15 protein-coding genes and 1 tRNA gene are annotated in these 17187 nt (G+C 57.8%); 11 read left to right on the plus strand and 5 right to left on the minus strand.

Annotation, left to right across the window (positions count from 1 at the left end):
- Window positions 1-1772 (minus strand): Ig-like domain-containing domain (locus tag ET418_RS14950; RefSeq protein ID WP_149308930.1); only part of this gene is annotated, 1772 nt, incomplete at its 3' end.
- A gap of 850 nt (window positions 1773-2622) precedes the next feature.
- On the opposite strand from ET418_RS14950, the gene ET418_RS14955 reads away from it, so the two are divergent.
- The 10 genes from ET418_RS14955 to ET418_RS15005 all read left to right on the plus strand — a co-directional run bounded on the left by ET418_RS14955 (window position 2623) and on the right by ET418_RS15005 (window position 10749).
- The gene (locus ET418_RS14955; RefSeq protein ID WP_149308932.1) at window positions 2623-2907 is read left to right on the plus strand and encodes a hypothetical protein; all 285 of its coding nucleotides are present in this window, start codon (window positions 2623-2625) and stop codon (window positions 2905-2907) included.
- 557 nt (window positions 2908-3464) lie between these two features.
- Window positions 3465-4355, plus strand: a complete 891-nt coding sequence (locus tag ET418_RS18325) for an NADH-quinone oxidoreductase subunit B family protein (protein WP_218043404.1) — start codon at window positions 3465-3467, stop codon at window positions 4353-4355.
- A complete protein-coding gene (locus ET418_RS14970; RefSeq protein WP_149308934.1) occupies window positions 4352-4888 on the plus strand; it encodes an NADH-quinone oxidoreductase subunit C in 537 nt (178 codons plus the stop codon). Before ET418_RS18325 ends, ET418_RS14970 begins: the two co-directional genes overlap by 4 nt.
- Entirely contained in the window at window positions 4885-5967 is a 1083-nt protein-coding gene (locus tag ET418_RS14975; RefSeq protein WP_149308935.1) for a hydrogenase large subunit, read from the plus strand. Before ET418_RS14970 ends, ET418_RS14975 begins: the two co-directional genes overlap by 4 nt.
- A 14-nt stretch (window positions 5968-5981) precedes the next feature.
- A complete protein-coding gene (hypA, locus tag ET418_RS14980) occupies window positions 5982-6356 on the plus strand; it encodes a hydrogenase maturation nickel metallochaperone HypA (RefSeq protein WP_149308937.1) in 375 nt (124 codons plus the stop codon).
- Window positions 6337-6906 carry a 4Fe-4S dicluster domain-containing protein gene (locus tag ET418_RS14985; RefSeq protein WP_149308939.1) on the plus strand — a complete coding sequence of 190 codons (570 nt, stop codon included), beginning with the start codon at window positions 6337-6339 and terminating at the stop codon, window positions 6904-6906. Before hypA ends, ET418_RS14985 begins: the two co-directional genes overlap by 20 nt.
- Window positions 6903-8810 carry an anaerobic carbon-monoxide dehydrogenase catalytic subunit gene (gene cooS / locus ET418_RS14990; protein WP_149308941.1) on the plus strand — a complete coding sequence of 636 codons (1908 nt, stop codon included), beginning with the start codon at window positions 6903-6905 and terminating at the stop codon, window positions 8808-8810. Before ET418_RS14985 ends, cooS begins: the two co-directional genes overlap by 4 nt.
- Window positions 8811-8867: 57 nt before the next feature.
- Window positions 8868-9746, plus strand: coding sequence for an ATP-binding protein (locus ET418_RS14995; protein ID WP_149308943.1), 879 nt, complete (start codon window positions 8868-8870; stop codon window positions 9744-9746).
- Between the two features lie 112 nt (window positions 9747-9858).
- Window positions 9859-10536, plus strand: a complete 678-nt coding sequence (locus tag ET418_RS15000; protein WP_149308945.1) for a Crp/Fnr family transcriptional regulator — start codon at window positions 9859-9861, stop codon at window positions 10534-10536.
- A gap of 126 nt (window positions 10537-10662) precedes the next feature.
- Window positions 10663-10749, plus strand: a tRNA-Leu gene (locus ET418_RS15005).
- A gap of 171 nt (window positions 10750-10920) precedes the next feature.
- Here the strand turns inward: ET418_RS15005 and ET418_RS15010 are convergent.
- The 3 genes from ET418_RS15010 to ET418_RS15020 all read right to left on the minus strand — a co-directional run bounded on the left by ET418_RS15010 (window position 10921) and on the right by ET418_RS15020 (window position 15745).
- Window positions 10921-11796, minus strand: a complete 876-nt coding sequence (locus ET418_RS15010) for a DUF2971 domain-containing protein (RefSeq protein ID WP_149308947.1) — start codon at window positions 11794-11796, stop codon at window positions 10921-10923.
- A 204-nt stretch (window positions 11797-12000) separates the two neighbouring features.
- On the minus strand, window positions 12001-13110 hold the full coding sequence (locus ET418_RS15015; RefSeq protein WP_149308948.1) for a 6-phosphofructokinase: 1110 nt from the start codon (window positions 13108-13110) through the stop codon (window positions 12001-12003).
- 61 nt (window positions 13111-13171) lie between these two features.
- Complete coding sequence (locus ET418_RS15020) at window positions 13172-15745, minus strand: PAS domain-containing protein (protein WP_218043405.1); 2574 nt, start codon at window positions 15743-15745, stop codon at window positions 13172-13174.
- A gap of 328 nt (window positions 15746-16073) precedes the next feature.
- Here ET418_RS15020 and ET418_RS15025 point away from each other — a divergent pair, with 328 nt between their 5' ends.
- A complete protein-coding gene (locus ET418_RS15025) occupies window positions 16074-16475 on the plus strand; it encodes a hypothetical protein (RefSeq protein ID WP_149308950.1) in 402 nt (133 codons plus the stop codon).
- A gap of 8 nt (window positions 16476-16483) precedes the next feature.
- Here the strand turns inward: ET418_RS15025 and ET418_RS15030 are convergent, their stop codons facing one another.
- Window positions 16484-16726 (minus strand): hypothetical protein, encoded by a 243-nt coding sequence (locus ET418_RS15030; protein WP_149308952.1) that lies wholly within the window; start codon window positions 16724-16726, stop codon window positions 16484-16486.
- Between the last annotated feature and the right edge of the window lie 461 nt (window positions 16727-17187).

Raw genomic sequence — 17187 nt, forward strand, 5'->3', positions numbered from 1 at the left:
GACGAGGTGCCCGTGGTGAAGCTGCCGGTATACGGCGCGACCGCATTCCCCTGCGGATCCTGGAATCCACCCACCGTGACGTTGTAGGTGGTGGAGGTGGCCAGCAGTGCGGCCGGCGCCCAGGTCAGCGTAACCTGGTCGCTGGCCAGAGATACGGTTCCGGCAACCGGCGTGCTGCTCCCCTGCGGGGTCACGGTGATGGCGCTCTGGCCTACCGTGTTCGTATTGAGCTGTGCACTCATCACCGCAACTACCTGGCCGTTCACCGGTGTTCCGTTCGCTCCATTGGGCGGGCTGATCACGGAAACAGCAGGAGCGGTGGTTATCGTGCCGCTCCCCGTGGTGAAGGACCAGGGACCGCCATAGCCAAAGACGTTACCAGCAATGTCGTAATAACTTTGGTGGTAGTAATTACTATTGGCGAAGCTATAGGTCGTGTAGGGTTGCAGGGGCTGGGCAGGTATGAGCGTGGCGCTCATCTGGTCGGCGGCCACCGAGATGGTCGTCGGGATGGTCTTGCGGGTGTTGTAGTCGTACAGGTAGAAGTTGCTTGCCGTGAGCGTGAGGGGATTCACCCGCTCGCTGAAGTACACCGTCGGCGTGACGTTGGTTCCCACACCACTCAGGCCGCTTGCAGGGTTCACACCAGTGATGGAGCCCTGGGCTACGTCCGTACTTGAGCCTGTAGTGAAGCTAAAACTGCCTGGATTTACGAGAAAGTTTCCAGCTAGGTCCTGTAATTTTGAGGTGCAGGTTATAACATAAACTGTATTTGGTAACAGCGTGCTACTGGGTACAAAAATGACTTGGCTGTAGTCAGTTGAAAAGTTTAAGGAGCCTGGAACCGTATTGTTGCCGGTTGTGACTACCAAACCAGTCGATAACGAAATTGGGTTAACGGGCTCACTGAACTGTAGCCCCACACTTACATTCTCGGGGATATTCGTGGCTCCGTTGATCGGATTATTGACGACAAGACTGGGCCCGGTCCTGCCTTCTGTTAAAGCAGTAGTAAAGTTATACGATTGATTGGGAAGAACGGTCCCGCAAGTGTCTTTAATTTGAGCGTTTCCACCGAAATTACCCCAAGCTACGAGATGTTGTCGGTTCACAGCAAGTGACTGGCTTGGTGTCAGCGAAATGATCCGCCCTGATGCATCAACCGAGACAGTGGCAGGAATGTTCAGACCTGTAACGCTGTCTCGGATAATAAAATCAGTCGTATTTAATGTTGTTCGATCCAGCGGAGCATCGAATTTTATTTGAATAAAGGGATTCAAAGGGACATTTGAGGCATTTTGTTGAGGGTTGTTCATTATCCAAGATGGCGGAATCGCGCTGCATGAAAGAACGGTAAACCCATTCTGAACGATTTCCTGCTCGGTGCCGGTTTGAATAACCACATTGCGAGTGCCAACAGCAGCCTGGGGATCAATCGTGATAGTTGCAATTAAAGTGTTAGCATTCGTTACGGCAACAGGGCCAGATTGACCAACGGCAGCTCCTCCAACACTGATTCCCGGGCCAAAACTGGCCATTGTTACCTGATTTACCCAATTTGTAAAATTTCCTGTAACTGTGACGGAAAGACCCGTCGATCCAGGAGAGCCTGAGTTCAGTGAAATAGTGGAAATGGAGGAGTCTGCAAATGTGTCATAAGCATTTGCTGTCAGCATTGCAAACAGTGTCAGGGCGATCACAATAATGTGGGACAAGCCACCACAATAGTTGGATTTGCATCTGAAATATTTCACATCATTTGCAGTAGCCATACAGTTTCCTCCATGACATTATCACTACAAAAAAAAACGGCGAATCGGTCATGCCGAAACGCCGGTAAACTCCCATTTATGTTAAGCACAAAACAACCCTATATGCCGCTAGGCAATTACTTGTCTCTCCTGATCCTGGAGCTTTTCTCTGGATTGTCCCGAGTTCAATAGACTGTATAGATAAACAGCCTACCCCTCCACACCCTTGGGTCACCCCCATGGGGTCCCCCTTAACAATCTGTCATTGCATTAAATGCCACTTAACGTGATGCATATTTAATGCAATAACCACTCCATTGATATTATTTCAGATAGTTATGGACATTTGTGTATGCCCAAAAATAAGAAATTTTACTGAGTGTTAATATTTTCGACACATTTGAAATAACGTGGGCAGATTGTGGTTGTTGGCATCTTTGCTGCGAGCAGATACCATTATTTGAATTCTGTTAATGACAACTAAACTTGTTTTGGCTGCCTCACAATAGAGTGTCTCTAAACCATCTGGTTACGAGACAGGCAAAACTAAAAAAAGGAACCCCTGTTTTCGCGAGGTTGCATGATGGATTTTCAGGGGGCTTTTGAAGTGGGTTGGACAGGCCGGTTCTTACAGATCCATGAACCGTCGCCCGGGGCATGCCAGCGGCGGCGACTAACCGCCTAATTGCCTGAGTGGGATTATCCTTATACAACCGCGACCTAGGGCCGCACTACTACTTGGCCGGAAAATGTCCGCAAGTTGTAACAGGCTGTGCGACGCATCAATACACGCCATTATCGTGGAGATATAGTTACTTGGCTCCAAACCGAGCTAGCCGAACGGCTGCTGGCCAGCATTGAGGTCAGCAGCATGGACGCTCAGCAGCAAATGGCTGAATATTGTGATCTGCTGTATAATCGCTTTGGCATGTATGAGGAGGTGGCCCAAGCAACTAGGCTCGACCGGCGCACGGTTACGAAGTATGTGCTGCCGACCAGCAGAGAGGGTACGGCACCCCTCTCTGCCGAGGGCACACTGGCGGCCATTGCCGTTTCCGGCATCCGCCCCCATGATAGTCAGCATGTGCGAAAAATGTACGGAATTGTGTGCTTGAAAGTGAGGAGTTTTGCGGTTGAATTGGATGGTGGACGGTAACGGTTGCCAGCTCTTTCAGCTAGATACAATCTAATCCCAGATACAAAAAAAGCGTCTGAATGCATGCCATTCAAGCGCTCTCCCAACTGAGCTACAGCCCCAAAATAAAACATGTTCACTCTGCTGTGATCATCAACCGTTCCCGGCACCGAATAAATGTGCAAACAACGCCGTCAAAGATTGTCTGCATTAAATACAACAAAACAATGGCCCCCGTCAATAACTTTTTTTCGCAAAAAACCATCACAAAAAACCCATGGGGGTGGATATGGCCGAATTCCAACCGGCTTGCTCGACCTCCCGACAGCCTCGACCATCTGGTACCCCCATGGCAATCCACCCATGTTTCCCCGGGAACCGGCGTTTCCTCATCTCAATCAACCGCCCACCTGCGGATTCCCCGGGAATCTGCGGTAATTTTTTATGAACTGTCGGCCAGCCGACAGACCTGCCCACTTTCTTCCCATATAGTCGGCAGCGTGCACGAAGAGTGTACGGAGCGCCCCAGAACACTCCGGCCCTCCGTGCATCAAGCCAGACAAGGAGCGGTAACCTCCATGCAACCATCACACAAAGATCCCCCTTCCCCGATCCTGCGCCTGTACCGCATAAACGCCGGTTCCTGTAACGGCTGCGACGTGGAGCTGGCCGTTACGGCCTCGGTCTCCCGTTTCGACGTCGGGACGCTGGGGTGCGACTACACGGAGGACCCCGGCGATGCCCATATCGTGCTCATCACCGGGCCGCTTACGGTGCGGGTCAGGGATAAGGTGCTGCGCAGTCATGCCGAGGTGCCCGAGCCGAAGGTGACCGTCCTCGTCGGGGTCTGCCCGATTTCCGGCGGGGTATTCCGGGATAGTTACGCCGTGTCGGGCCCTGTCGATCGCTATCTGCCGGTGGACGTCAACATCCCCGGATGCCCGCCCCACCCACGGGCCATTGTCGCTGGCATTGCCCAGGCGGCGGCCCTCTGGCGGGAGAAACACGCAACCGCGCCGCCGGTGCAGCGTAATGAGGATGTCGCCGGGACGGCAGGCTTGCGCGGCAGGATGCGCTTCAACGCCTCGGCCTGCGTCGGCTGCCGCATGTGCGAACATGTCTGCGCCGGCGGGGCCATCCGCTTTGACGAGGGGGACGCCGGGCTGGCCTTTACCCTGTGGCACAACAGCTGCGCCTTGTGCGGCCTGTGCAGCCACTACTGTCCGACAAAGGCGCTCACCGCGACGGGCGAGTGGCAGATGGCGCATCGCCAGGAGGACAAATACCGTCAGGTCGAGCAAGGGGTCATCCCGCTGGTCCCCTGTAGCGGCTGCGGCACCGCCATGCTTCCGGTAGCCGCGGAACTGCTGAAGATCGGCTATCGGGGTATCAGCCGCGAGACTGATCGATTGAAGACCCTCTGCTCGGAATGCCGGCAGAAAGAAAGTATCGGAGGATTACGGCGATGATGGGGGCACAGGAGAACATCACGGCGGAACTTAGCCGCTGGACCGGCGAGGAGGTTGCCGTGGCATGGCGACTCGACCGCAAAGGCGTGGCGTCCGGCTGGTGCCGGTTGCGGGATGCGGCGAGCATCCTGCCGGCAGCCCGGGCACTGGCGAACCTGGAGGGGCGTCTCTCCATGGTGACCGCCTATCTTCCCAAGGCGGCAAAGCGCACGGGCGTCCGAGAGATTGCCTACCACTTCGACCTGGACGGCGCAACCCTGACGATAGGCTTGGAGCTACCGATGGAGGGGGCGCAGATCCCGTCGCTCACCCCCATTTTTCGTAACGCCGACTGGAACGAACGGGAATTCATGGAACTCTACGACATCAAGGTGACCGGGCACCCCGATCCTCGGCGTCTTTTTATCGACGAATCCATCGAACCGGCGGCCTTCGAACGGCTCATCCCCTACTCCACGTTCAGTAACGGCGCCAGCGGCAAGGCGCTCTGGGAGCGGGTGATGGCCGACAACGCCCGGGAGGAGACGCCATGAGCACAAAGACCATAACCATCGGCCCCAGCCAGCTCGCCCTTGAGGAGCCGATGTATTTCCGGGTGAAAACCGAAGGTGAGATCGTGGTGGGTCTCGACGTTATGGCGGGTCATGTCCACCGGGGGATGGAACATCTGGTAATGAAGCGCAACCTTTACCAGAACATCACCCTGTTGGAGCGCCTCTGCTCACTCTGCTCCAACAGCCACCCCAGTACCTTCTGCACGGCGGTCGAGGAGATAGCCGGCATCCGTATCCCCGCGCGGGCGGAGTACCTGCGGACTATTGCCGACGAGATCAAGCGCATCTCCTCCCACCTTTTCAACTGCGCGGTCATCGCCCACATCACGGGCCGCGCCCCCATCTTCAAACAGGCGATGGAGATCCGCGAGATCATGCAGGACACCAAGGAGTCGATCTACGGCAATCGGATGGATCTGGCCGCCAACTGCATCGGTGGGGTGCGCTACGATCTGACGCCGGAATCTGCGGGATACCTCGCACAACAGATGGAGCTTATGAAAGCCCCCCTTGACGAGTTATTCTGGGTCTACACCACCGACCCGGCCATAAGGGAGCGGAGCGAAGGCGTCGGGATACTCTCCCGGAAAAATGCCGTCGACTACGCCGTAGTCGGCCCGGTGGCACGAGCCTCCGGCATTGACTATGACGTGCGGAAGAAGAGCCCTTACGGGGCCTACGACCGGCTCAGCTTCACCACGTCCGTCGAACAGTCAGGCGATGTCCGGGCCAGGATCATGGTGCGGCTGCGGGAGGCCCGGGAGGCGGTTTCCATCATCGACCAGTGCCTTGCCGACATGCCGGCCGGCCCGGTCTGGGCCGATATCTTGCCGGAGATACCCGCCGGGGAGGCGATCGCCAAGTCGGAGGCGCCCCGCGGAGAATTGATCTACTACCTCAATACCGACGGAACGGACATGCCGGTCCGCCTCAAGTGGCGGGTCCCGAGCTACATGAACTGGGATGCCCTGAAGACCATGCTGCATGGGGAACATATCGCCGACATCCCCCTCATCGTGAACAGCATCGATCCCTGCATCTCCTGCACGGACCGCTGAGGAGCGGGAGCGCCGTGCACGAAATAGCCATCGTCAGCAGCCTCTTTGAGATCATCAACCGGAAGATCGAAGAACATGCCATCGAGTCCATTTCCCGTGTGTGCCTGAAGGTCGGAGAAATGGCGGCGGTGGAACCCATGACCCTCACGGCCTGCTTCGCGGTGCTTGCGGAGGGGACCCCCGCCCAGGGGGCCGAATTGGTACTCGAGACCCTGCCGGTCATGGCGCGTTGCCCCCCCTGCGGCACCGTATTCCGGGTCATCCGGCACCAATTCCGATGCCCAGCCTGCCGCAGCGACACCGTGGAGCTTGTGAGCGGGAAGGAACTCTACATCGACAGTATGGAGGCGACATGCAAAGGAGAACGGAATGAAAAAGAAGCAGCGTGAAAATGCCATCGTCTTTTCCGACCCGGAGAAGTGTCTCGGGTGCCACAGTTGCGAGTTGTCGTGCGCCGTGGCTCACAGCGGGAGCGACCTGCACACGGCGGCGATACAGGGGCTCACCCTCAGGCCCCGCACCAGCGTCGTAGCCGCGGCCGGGGTGACCATGCCGGTCCAATGCCGGCAATGCGAGGACGCGCCGTGCGCCTTCGCCTGCCCTACCGGTTCGATCCAGCAGGAGGACGGCATGGTCGTCATCCGGGAGAAGAGCTGCGTCGGCTGCAAGGTCTGCGTGATGGTATGCCCCTTCGGCGCCATCAGCGTCAAGCCCGAGGCAGACACGGCGCCTGAAGGGCGCACCAACCGCGGAGTGGCACGCAAGTGCGACCTCTGCGCCCACACGGGAAGAGAACTTCCGGCGTGCATGGAGGCCTGCCCTACCAAGGCCATCAGCCTGATTGACCTGGACGAATTACGCCGGTCGCTGGTCGAAGCGCGGGTGGCGGAACTCGCCAAGTCTCACAGATATCTCACACAGAGGAAGGTGAAACCATGACTACAAACCACTGTAACGATCCATGCGCGGCAACGCTGATCCCCCTGGCCAAGAAAGAAGGGATCACCACCGTCTGGGACCGTCACAAGGCGATGCAACCCCAATGCGGCTTCGGACAGCTCGGGGTCTGCTGCCGCATCTGCTGGAAAGGCCCCTGTCGCATCGACCCCTTTGGCGACGGCCCCCAGCAAGGAATCTGCGGCGCAACTGCCGACACCATCGTGGCCCGCAACGTGATCCGCATGATGGCGAGCGGCGCCGCTGCCCATTCGGAGCACGGCCGGCACGTGGCCCTCGCTCTTCTGGGGGTTGCCGAAGGAAAGCTCCCCGATTACACCATCCGGGACGAGGGAAAGCTCCGCTCCATCGCGGCGAAGCTCGGCCTGGACGGCACACGGGAGGATATCCTCGCCGTGGCCCGGGAAGTCGCCCTGGCCACCCTGGGGGATTTCCAGAACCAGGACCATGACACCCCGTGCGCCTGGATCGCCTCGACCATTACCGGCAAACGGCTCGAAAAGCTTGCCGCGCTGCATGTGCTGCCCCACAACATCGATGCGGTCGTCACCGGGATCATGGCCCGTACCAACGTGGGGTGCGACGCCGATCCGGTCAACCTGGTCCTCGGCGGGGTGAAGGGTGCCCTGGCCGACTTCAACGGCATGTGCCTGGCGACGGAGATTTCCGATGTCCTGTTCGGCACCCCTAGCCCGGTGGTGACCGCCGCGAACCTGGGGGTCCTGAAGGAGGATGCCGTCAACATCGCGGTCCATGGACACAACCCCCTGCTAAGCGATGTGGTCTGCGACGTTGCCCTGCTGATGGGGGACGAGGCCCGCCGGGCCGGGGCGAAGGACGGCATCAACATCGTCGGCGTCTGCTGCACCGGCAACGAGGTGATGGTCCGTCACGGCATCCCCCTGGCCGCCAACTACCTTTCCCAGGAGTTGGCCCTGATTACCGGGGCGGTGGATGCCATGGTGGTGGACGTACAGTGCATCATGCCGTCCATAAGCGAGATCGGCGCCTGTTTCCACACCGAGATCATCACCACCATGGATGACACCAAGATCCCCGGGGCGACCCATGTGAACTTCCGGGAGGCCACCGCCACCGAGAACGCGCGGCAGATCGTCACCCTGGCCATAGAGGCCTACAAACGGCGCAATCCGCAGCGGGTCATCATCCCCGATATCAAGCGGACCGCCATGGTGGGCTTCGGCACCGAGGCGATCGTGGGGGCGCTGGCAACTCTCAATGCGGAAGACCCGCTGAAGCCCTTGGTCGACAACATCGCCAACGGCGCTATCAGGGGCATAGCGCTCTTTGCCGGCTGCAACAACCCGCAGGTCGACCAGGACAGCAGCTTCGTGACCATCGCCCGAAAACTCGCCCGCAACAACGTCCTTCTGCTGGCCACCGGCTGCGGCGCCGGCGCCTTTGCCAAGCACGGCATGATGACCCAGGAGGCAACCCTGGAGTATGCCGGCGATTCCCTCAAAGCCGTGCTGACGGCGATCGGGACGGCCGCTGGGTTGGGCGGCCCCTTGCCGCTGGTTCTGCACATGGGCTCCTGCGTCGACAACAGCCGGGCGGTGGAAGTGGCCGTGGCGCTGGCCAACAAGCTGGGGGTCGACCTGGACAGCCTCCCCCTGGTGTCCTCGGCCCCGGAAGCCATGTCCGAGAAAGCCGTTGCCATCGGGACCTGGAGCGTGGCCCTCGGCATTCCCACCCACCTGGGCATCATGCCCCAGGTGACCGGTTCTCCGGTGGTGACCAAACTGGTGACGGAAACGGTCAAGGAACTGCTGGGCGGCTATTTCATCGTGGAGTTGGACCCCGACCGGGCCGCCGACAAACTCCTGGACGTGATCGACGAACGCCGGAAGGCCCTCGGCATATAAAGGGCACACAGACGGGGCGGGGCCTTGGAGCCCCGCCCCCGGGAGGAAGAACATACCATGTGCGACAACCACAACCATGACCACGACGGCCACCACGCAGGGCATCACCATCACCACCATCATGCCGAAGGCCATCCTGTTTCGAAAGGGCTCAAGATCGCGATCACCGGAAAGGGAGGGGTCGGCAAGACCACACTGGCCGGCATGCTGGCCCGCGTCTTTGCCGACGACGGCTGCCGGGTGCTGGCAATCGACGCGGACCCCGACGCCAATCTCGCCGCATCCCTGGGCATACCGGCAGAACTGTCCCGTGATCTGCAACCGATTGCCAGGATGAAGGAGCTGGCAGAGGAGCGGACCGGTGCATCAGGCGGCTACGGGTCATTATTCAAACTCAACCCCAAGGTCAGCGACCTGCCGGAAAGATTCTGCCTGAACTACGACGGGGTAAACTTTTTGTGGATGGGAACCCTCGAAAGCGGCGGCTCGGGATGTGCCTGCCCGGAGAACACGCTGGTCAAGCGCCTGATGGGACACCTGCTGCTGGAGCACGACGATGTGGTCATCATGGACATGGAAGCCGGGATCGAACACCTGGGCAGGGGAACGTCCGAGTCCGTGGACGCCCTCGTAGTGGTGGTCGAGCCGGGACAGCGGAGCATCCAGACGGCATATCAGATTATGAAACTTGCCGGAGACGTAGGGATCAAGGATGTCTTTATCGTCGGCAGCAAGGTGCGGGACGACGGCGACCGTCGGCTCATCGAGCGGTCCATCTCCCCCACGCAACTGCTTGGGTACCTCTCCTTCAGCGAGGATATCAAACGCTCCGACCAGGAAAATAGCGCGCCCCACAAGGTGGCCCTGCATTCCCTGGGCGAGGTGCGGGGCATAAAGGATCAGATAGCCGCCCGCGTCTCCGCCGGGCGGGCATAGACTCTTCGGCCTTGACTCGCCGGGGCCGCACCTGTAAAAATGGCAACACGCAATTGTTGGAAAAACAGGCCCGGCCCCCGGATATCCGGCAGGAGGGGGAAAAGGAGAAATTTTGTCTACCAAGATGAAGCTGACCGAGGCGGATCTCCTGAGTCTCTTCACCTCGGCCGATTACGGAAACCTGCTCAAGGACTTCACCGTACAGCGCTTTCCCAAAAAGACCCTCATCTATTCCCCTTTCGAAGAGAAGAACTTTGTCTTTATCGTGAAAAGCGGCAGGGTGCGGGTATACCTGGCCTATGAGGACAAGGAGTTCACCCTCGCGCTCCTGGAGGCCGGCGACATCTTCAGCTCGCACACCCCGGCCTTCGTGCAGGCCCTTGACGGGGCGGAGATCATGGTCTGCAACACCATGAAGTTTCAGCAACAGCTCTTCGCCCTGCCCGAGGTGTCCCTCATCATGGTGCGGGTGCTGGGAGAGCTGCTCAAGAATTCCATATTGACGATCGAAGGGTTGGCCTTCAAGGATGTCCGGCGGCGCCTCGTCGAGTACCTCATTGAAGCGGAGGCGGATCGGGGCCAGCACACCAGCGCCGGCTCTGTTGTGGAGCTGGGGGTGAGTACCGAGGATATCGCCCTTTTGGTCGGCACCACGCGACAGACCATCTCCCAGATCCTCAACGATTTCATCAAAAACGGCATTATCGAGAAGGTGAAGCGCCGGACGCTCCTCATCAAGGACCTGGCTGCCCTGAAAGACGAAGTGGCGCCGGTCGTCGAGGCAGATTGACAATTCAATGAATCGATTTTGGATCTTTTCGTAGGATGTGTTTGATGCCCCTTCCCCTCCCGACTCAGTGAACGAGGCTATTTACACTTGACGAGAGCGGGTGGTTACAGTATAGTGCCGAGACCTGCCGGAGTGGTGAAATTGGTAGACGCACTGGACTCAAAATCCAGCGCCCGCAAGGGCATGCCGGTTCGACCCCGGCCTCCGGCACCATCGACAAATAAAGGCTTTGCGGATTTTCCCGCAAAGCCTTTTTCTTTGGCAAGTATTGCAGATCATGGCTTGGGACAAAATAATTAAGGATACTGATGCCCCCGGAGAATTCTCACCTACATGTTCATCGCCTTGTCATTTTGTATCGATCTAGTTTTGGCTTTCTTCCCACTACCTTATTGCTATTCGCCGCGACTCACCGAACTCATATTCAAGCTTGTACAACGCACACCTTGGATAGCGGCTGGATAACATACTCCTGAACTCCTCATAAAGGCTTAGGTCGCACCTTGGTCCAAAGCAGATAGACTCTAGCTCTTCTGGGTAGAATTTGTAATCGCCGTGGTACTTTCCAGTTTCTTCAGGACGCCATGTGACAACTCGCCATTCATTTTCGTATTGCCACCGCAAACTTTTAATAAAGCATACTGCGTCTAGCGTCTTTTTTCTTAATTCTGCGGTGTCCCCATATAGCAAGAACTCTACTCCCGATCCAACGATCGGCGGTTCCACAGAGTACGATACTGGACGTGCAGCAAGAAACTGTGTGTCCAATTGGGGGAGGTGCTTGAACCCAAGAACGACTCCTGTATGTTGTTCAGCGTAGTGTGCCCACATCACATCGTTATCATATTCAGTGGTCAAGCAAAAGACACGTGCTGTGTTCAGGTCTAAGGAATCAAACGCAGCACGTAGGACTGAACTCATTCGATCATCAGCACCTGAAGCTTCATGGGACAGTTCATTGGTCAGTTTTTCACGGTCCATACCCGACTTTAAAAGCATACGAATCATTTCTAGGAGTAGTCTGCTACCATTGCTCAGTTCGACTTCGCGTACCACAAGCTCTCCCAATGCTGCTTGGAGTAGAACATGAGGAAATTTCGTGAGTGATTCGTCGAGACTGGGCTCAAAACGTGGCATTCTTTGAAATTCGGCGAGATCATTGAACAGTAACGGGCTTGACCAGCGTAAGCGTCCAGAATTCAGCATAATCCGTGCGGTATCACTGCTGGTGTATTTGTACAAAATATTCGGTATGTTCATATTTAGTCACATCAGGTGACGCGAGTTTGCATATCCGGGGGCCTAACACGGTATATTTAGCGGCACCAGTGGAGGCATTGGAATTGCACCAATTTGTGACTCAGCCCCCAAAGGCCTTCCCTTCCACGTTTTCCTGTCGCTACCCACAACACCACACTGATAAATACGGGAAGTGCCCGCATTTTATACCTTCCCCCTCGTCAGTCAATCCCCAAAACACGTATGCACACTGCGGGCGCTCTTGACCCAGTCATGATCCAGCGGCACGGTCTTGCGCTTACCGACCACATCCTTGAGCGGCACCGCCTTGACGCCGTCGCCCCGCGCAGCCACCATGACGCCGAATTCGCCTTTGTTGATGAGATCGGCACAGGCCGTACCCAGGCGTGTGGCCAGGAGCCGATCCCCCGCCGAAGGCGTTCCCCCGCGCTGCAAGTACCCGAGGATCGTGAGGCGCGATTCCAGGCCGGTGAGCTCTTCCAGCTGCCGGGCCAGTTGCAGGCTGTTGCCCGGCTTGCTGTCGGCAATCCGTTCCAGGGCCTGCTGTTTTTGCTCTTTCTTCTTTTTATCCTTGCCCTTGCCCCCTTCGGCCTGCTTGGCGGCGTCTTCCCGGGAAACGGCACCTTCGGCCATGGCAACGATGCTGAACCCCTGCCCGCTGTGACTGCGGCGCATGATTGCCGCGGCAACCTGTTTCACATCGTACGGTATTTCCGGGATCAGGATAACATCGGCCCCGCCGGCAATGCCGGCCCCCAAGGCCAGCCACCCCGCCTTGTTGCCCATCAACTCCAAAACGAGGATGCGATGGTGGCTGTGGGCGGTGCTGTGCAAACGGTCCACCGCTTCCGTGGCAATGCCGAGTGCGGTATCGTAGCCAAAGGAGACATCGGTCAGGACCACGTCGTTATCGATGGTCTTGGGCAGGGTAATCACATTCAGCCCCTGCTTCATCAGATGATAGGCGTTCTTCTGCGTACCACCGCCCCCCAGGCAGACCAACGCATCCAGGTGGTGCTTGCGGTAGTTTTCCACAATAACGCCGGTCATATCCATCAGCTTGCCGGCAACGGGCATGGCGTAGGGCTTGTCACGGCTCGTGCCCAGGATGGTGCCGCCCAAGGTGAGAATACCCGAGAGCGCGGCCGAATCCAGCAATTGCGTCCGGTTTTCCATCATGCCGCGAAAGCCGTCGCGAAACCCGATCACCTTCATGCCGTACCGTCCCAGGAGCGCCTTGCCGACCCCCCGGATTGCCGCATTCAGCCCAGGGCTATCGCCCCCGGAAGTCAAGATGCCAATCATTTTGCTCATGGTTTGCCGGCCTTTCCCCTCTGAATCCCTGATCTCCGCTTTTGCAGCTTTCCCCTACCCCTCACCGATCCAGCACCTCCCGCACCTTGGCCGCCAAATCGGATAGCGAAAACGGCTTCGAGATAAAGTATACCCCTTCATCCAGCACACCGTGGTGGGCGATGACATTCGCCGTATATCCCGACATGAAGAGGCATTTTACCTTCGGGCAGAGCTGCGCCAGGTTCCTGGCCAGTTCCCGCCCGTTCATCCCGGGCATGACCACATCGGTCATGAGGAGCTGAATCGCGGCGGCATGCTCCCGGGCCAGCCGAATCGCCTCGCTCGGGCCGCTGGCAGCCAGCACGTTGTACCCCTGTTTTTCCAGCAGTATCGTTGTCATCTTCAGTATGCTCGAATCATCCTCGACCAGCAGGATGGTCTCCTGACCCCCGGAGAGCGGCTTGGCAACGCCTTCAAGCGGGACCTGCCCCCCTGCGCCCTCGTACCGGGGCAGATACATCCTGAGCGTCGTTCCATGGCCCGGCTCGCTGTAGATAGTGATAAAACCGTTGTTCTGCCTGACGATGCCGTAGACCGTCGCCAGGCCCAGGCCGGTGCCCCGGCCAACCCCTTTGGTCGTGAAGAACGGCTCGAAGATATGCGCCATGGTTTCCTTGTCCATGCCGCAGCCATCATCGCTCACGGCAAGCAGCACGTACTCGCCCGGCAGAAACCCCACGTGGGCGGCGCAATACTCCTGGTCAAAAATGCGGTTTCCGGTCTCGATGGTGATCCTGCCCACATCGGCGATGGCGTCGCGGGCGTTGACGCACAGGTTTGCCAGGATCTGGTCGATCTGGGACGGGTCAAACTTGACCTGCCACAGATTGTCTGCCGGCTTCCACGCGAGATCGATATCCTCGCCGATGAGGCGCCGCAGCATCTTGAGGGTGTTTTCCACGGCCCCGTTCAGGTTCAGCACCTTGGGGGCAATAGTCTGCTTGCGGGCAAAGGCCAACAGTTGCTGCGTGAGATCGGCGGACTTCTGGGCGGCCTTGTGAATCTCCTCCAGCTTGGCCTGTAACGGGTGCGCCGGCCCCAACTCGGCGATCCCCATCTGGGCATACCCCAGAATGACCGTCAGCAGATTATTGAAGTCATGGGCCACGCCGCCGGCCAGCCGGCCCACCGACTCCATCTTCTGGGCCTGCTGGAGTTGGGCTTCCAGGTTGGCCTTTTCCTCCTCGGCCCGCTTGAGCTCCGTGAAGTCGGCAACCAGCACAAAGAATCCCTGCGCCTTACCCTCGACCAGATCGGGGACATAATGCGTCCAGGTGTAGCCCGTTTCACCGTTCGGCTTTACCAGGGGCCTCTCGAAACGCTGCGGCTCTCCCCGCAGGGCGCTTTGAATGCGGGGTTCATACTTGCAAAACTCCGCTTCCCCCATCAGTTCCTGAAGGCTCATCCCCATCATCTGTTCCGGGGTCTTGCCGAACCACTCCAGATACGCCTTATTGGCGAAACGGCAACGAAGCTCGTCGGTCCAGTAGCTGACCATGCCGGGGAGCTGGTCGTTCAGCGTCCGGAGGAACCGCTCGCTGGCGATCAGTTTTTCCTCGGCCTGCTTGCGCAGCAGGGCCTCGCCGATGTTTTCGGCGACCCCTTCAAGCGTTTCTATGGCCTCAAGGGTGAAACACCCGGTTCTGCGATCGTTCAGTTGCAACAGCCCGACGATGCGCCCTTTGGCCCGAATGGGAATCAGGGCGATCGATGAGAACCCCTGGTGTATGCACTCGTTGCGGGGGTTGCTCCTGGGGTCCTCGTCGGCAGGCACCTGAAGAACGGGAAACGAATCATTGGTCCAGCAGCTGCCACCCTTGGTAAAGTTGGAATTCGTAGCATCCTTTTTCCCGGCAATCACCAGCCCGCAGGTGCATTCCAGACAGACATCGCCGCACTCGTCCCGGCAAATACCCCCGTCTTGCATTCTGGTCAGGAGCGAGTTTTCCTTGTGCTGGAACTCCTGGGAAAAACCTTCCTGGTAGAAATAGGGGAAGTCGTCTTCGTCCTGCAGGCGAATGCCCACGGCATCAACCCCCGTCGCCGTCTTCACCAGGCCGATGACCTTTTGGATGGCCTCTTTCTGGTCCCCCTTTTCGTTCAACACCCGCAGTATGTCCTGGCCCATGCCGCGGTAGGCTTCCGTCCTTTTGCGGGCCGTGATGTCACGCGCGATGTGAACGCAGGAGGTCAAGCCCCCCTCGGCATCATAGATCGGCGATACCGTCACCTCGAAAATGCCGTTCAGCCTCTTTTCTTCAACCTGCTCCGTATGCATGCACCCATCCTGCATCATCCTGACATGGGGACAATTTCCCGCCGAATCAGGCGATGCATGCATTACCTCATGACACTTCCGCCCGATCAGTTCTTCCGGGCGGAGACCGCAACGGTCCGCCATGGCCCGGTTGACGCGCCGTATGGTGTAGTGGGCGTCAATGATCGTTATGAGGTCAGGGACGGCATCGAAGGTCTGTTCCCAATCCTGACAGGCTTGGTGATTCTCATGCCGCTCGTCTTTCGGTTCAGGTGATATTCGCTTGGCGCAGACCGGTTCATCAGCCATAGCCGGTAAGCTCGATTGATCATGCATGGAAGAAACCCCTTGGCGGTATCGACATGTCGATAGTAGTGCCAAAAACTGTATCAGATGATGGTGTAGATGCAAGAGCGGCTGCGCGCGGGACCAGGCGGGAATAGCCGCAGAGCTGGCGTCGGCATGGGGTGGGGAGTAATGATCAGAGCCGAACTCCGGGCGGAGAAAAAAGAGGACTGTGCCGGAATCCCCAGGGAAGCGTTTTCCTTTTGGGCATCCGCAGGCGGACATCCGGCAGGCGGCACGACCGGCCAATCCGCATCGTCTTCCCCCTTGAACGTCGGAGTTGCCCTGCTATACTAGGACTACCCAACAAGGAGGCGTCATGCGCCATACCGTATCCATACTGGCGGTTGCCACCATTCTTTTTGCCGGCTGCGTCTACAGGATCACGCCCCAAAACGTCGAGCAGAAACTCATCGCCGGAAAAACGACCAAGCAGGAGGTGGTGAAACTCTACGGCGCCCCCTTCCTGCGGTACAAGACCCCCGGCATGTCCATGACCTCGGGCAAAAAGGAATATCAGCTCCACGCGGGAGGGGAAATCTGGCTCTATTACATCCACTACCTGGGGCTGCTCGACATCATGAAGCAGGAGACCTTGCGCATCCTGTTCAACAATAAGGGGATAGTATCCTCCTATACCTTTACCAACGCCACGTCAGCCGGCTCTTTTCCGTCAAAGCCGCCGCAACAATCCCCCTCCCCCACCCCGCTTCTCCGGTAATGCGCGCCTCACCGTTTTCGTCCCGCATACCATTTCCAATAGAACAGGAGCGATATCATCGGGATCGCGATCAAGGCCGCAATGATATACGGCACGATAATATCGATGTTCGTATCGAAAAACATGCTGCGCAGATGGGGGGAACAGGAGGGGATGAGGCAGATGGTTGAGAGGTAGAGGCCGATGCACATGGTGATGATGGAGTTCAGAATCAACCAATGGAATATGGTTTTGTATTTGTCAGATTTCATGTCGTGCCTACCTTTACCACGGAGTAGCAGCAACGAATCCCGAAACACGCGGCCTTACACGTCCCCCTGATTGAGTAGCATTTGACATGCCAAGAACCGCTCCCGGCTCACCCCACCTTCAACATACCGGTATTGCACATAAAAATACCCATCCCCCGCCCTATGCATCGTCTAAAGATGAATAGTTTCTAAATACCTATCAAAACAGTCAGCAACTCACAACCATTCGTAATTGTTTGTTTTTGTACATTTCACCGGATTCGGTGCTGTATAAATAATTTCTCACAGCCACCAACTGCGGTATTGCTTGGTGATCAATGAGTGGCGAGAAGAGCGCGAAGACAACAGAAAACCCTCCATGATGCGTCCGCACCGTGGAGGGCTATTTACAGGACTCTATTCTGCGAGGCGAGGCTCCCCCGCCGCAAAACAGTGGGGGAATCTCGTGATTCGAACCGAGG

This window comes from Oryzomonas rubra (assembly GCF_008369015.1).
Classification (GTDB): domain Bacteria; phylum Desulfobacterota; class Desulfuromonadia; order Geobacterales; family Pseudopelobacteraceae; genus Oryzomonas; species Oryzomonas japonica.

What these genes read in the sequence shown, in the direction of transcription:
- ET418_RS14955 (WP_149308932.1), top strand. Translation starts at nt 2,623, where the DNA reads ATGGACGCTCAGCAGCAAATGGCTGAATATTGTGATCTGCTGTATAAT.
- ET418_RS18325 (WP_218043404.1), top strand. Translation starts at nt 3,465, where the DNA reads ATGCAACCATCACACAAAGATCCCCCTTCCCCGATCCTGCGCCTGTAC.
- ET418_RS14970 (WP_149308934.1), top strand. Translation starts at nt 4,352, where the DNA reads ATGATGGGGGCACAGGAGAACATCACGGCGGAACTTAGCCGCTGGACC.
- ET418_RS14975 (WP_149308935.1), top strand. Translation starts at nt 4,885, where the DNA reads ATGAGCACAAAGACCATAACCATCGGCCCCAGCCAGCTCGCCCTTGAG.
- ET418_RS14985 (WP_149308939.1), top strand. Translation starts at nt 6,337, where the DNA reads ATGAAAAAGAAGCAGCGTGAAAATGCCATCGTCTTTTCCGACCCGGAG.
- cooS (WP_149308941.1), top strand. Translation starts at nt 6,903, where the DNA reads ATGACTACAAACCACTGTAACGATCCATGCGCGGCAACGCTGATCCCC.
- ET418_RS14995 (WP_149308943.1), top strand. Translation starts at nt 8,868, where the DNA reads ATGTGCGACAACCACAACCATGACCACGACGGCCACCACGCAGGGCAT.
- ET418_RS15010 (WP_149308947.1), bottom strand. Translation starts at nt 11,796, where the DNA reads ATGAACATACCGAATATTTTGTACAAATACACCAGCAGTGATACCGCA.
- ET418_RS15015 (WP_149308948.1), bottom strand. Translation starts at nt 13,110, where the DNA reads ATGAGCAAAATGATTGGCATCTTGACTTCCGGGGGCGATAGCCCTGGG.
- ET418_RS15020 (WP_218043405.1), bottom strand. Translation starts at nt 15,745, where the DNA reads ATGCATGATCAATCGAGCTTACCGGCTATGGCTGATGAACCGGTCTGC.
- ET418_RS15025 (WP_149308950.1), top strand. Translation starts at nt 16,074, where the DNA reads ATGCGCCATACCGTATCCATACTGGCGGTTGCCACCATTCTTTTTGCC.
- ET418_RS15030 (WP_149308952.1), bottom strand. Translation starts at nt 16,726, where the DNA reads ATGAAATCTGACAAATACAAAACCATATTCCATTGGTTGATTCTGAAC.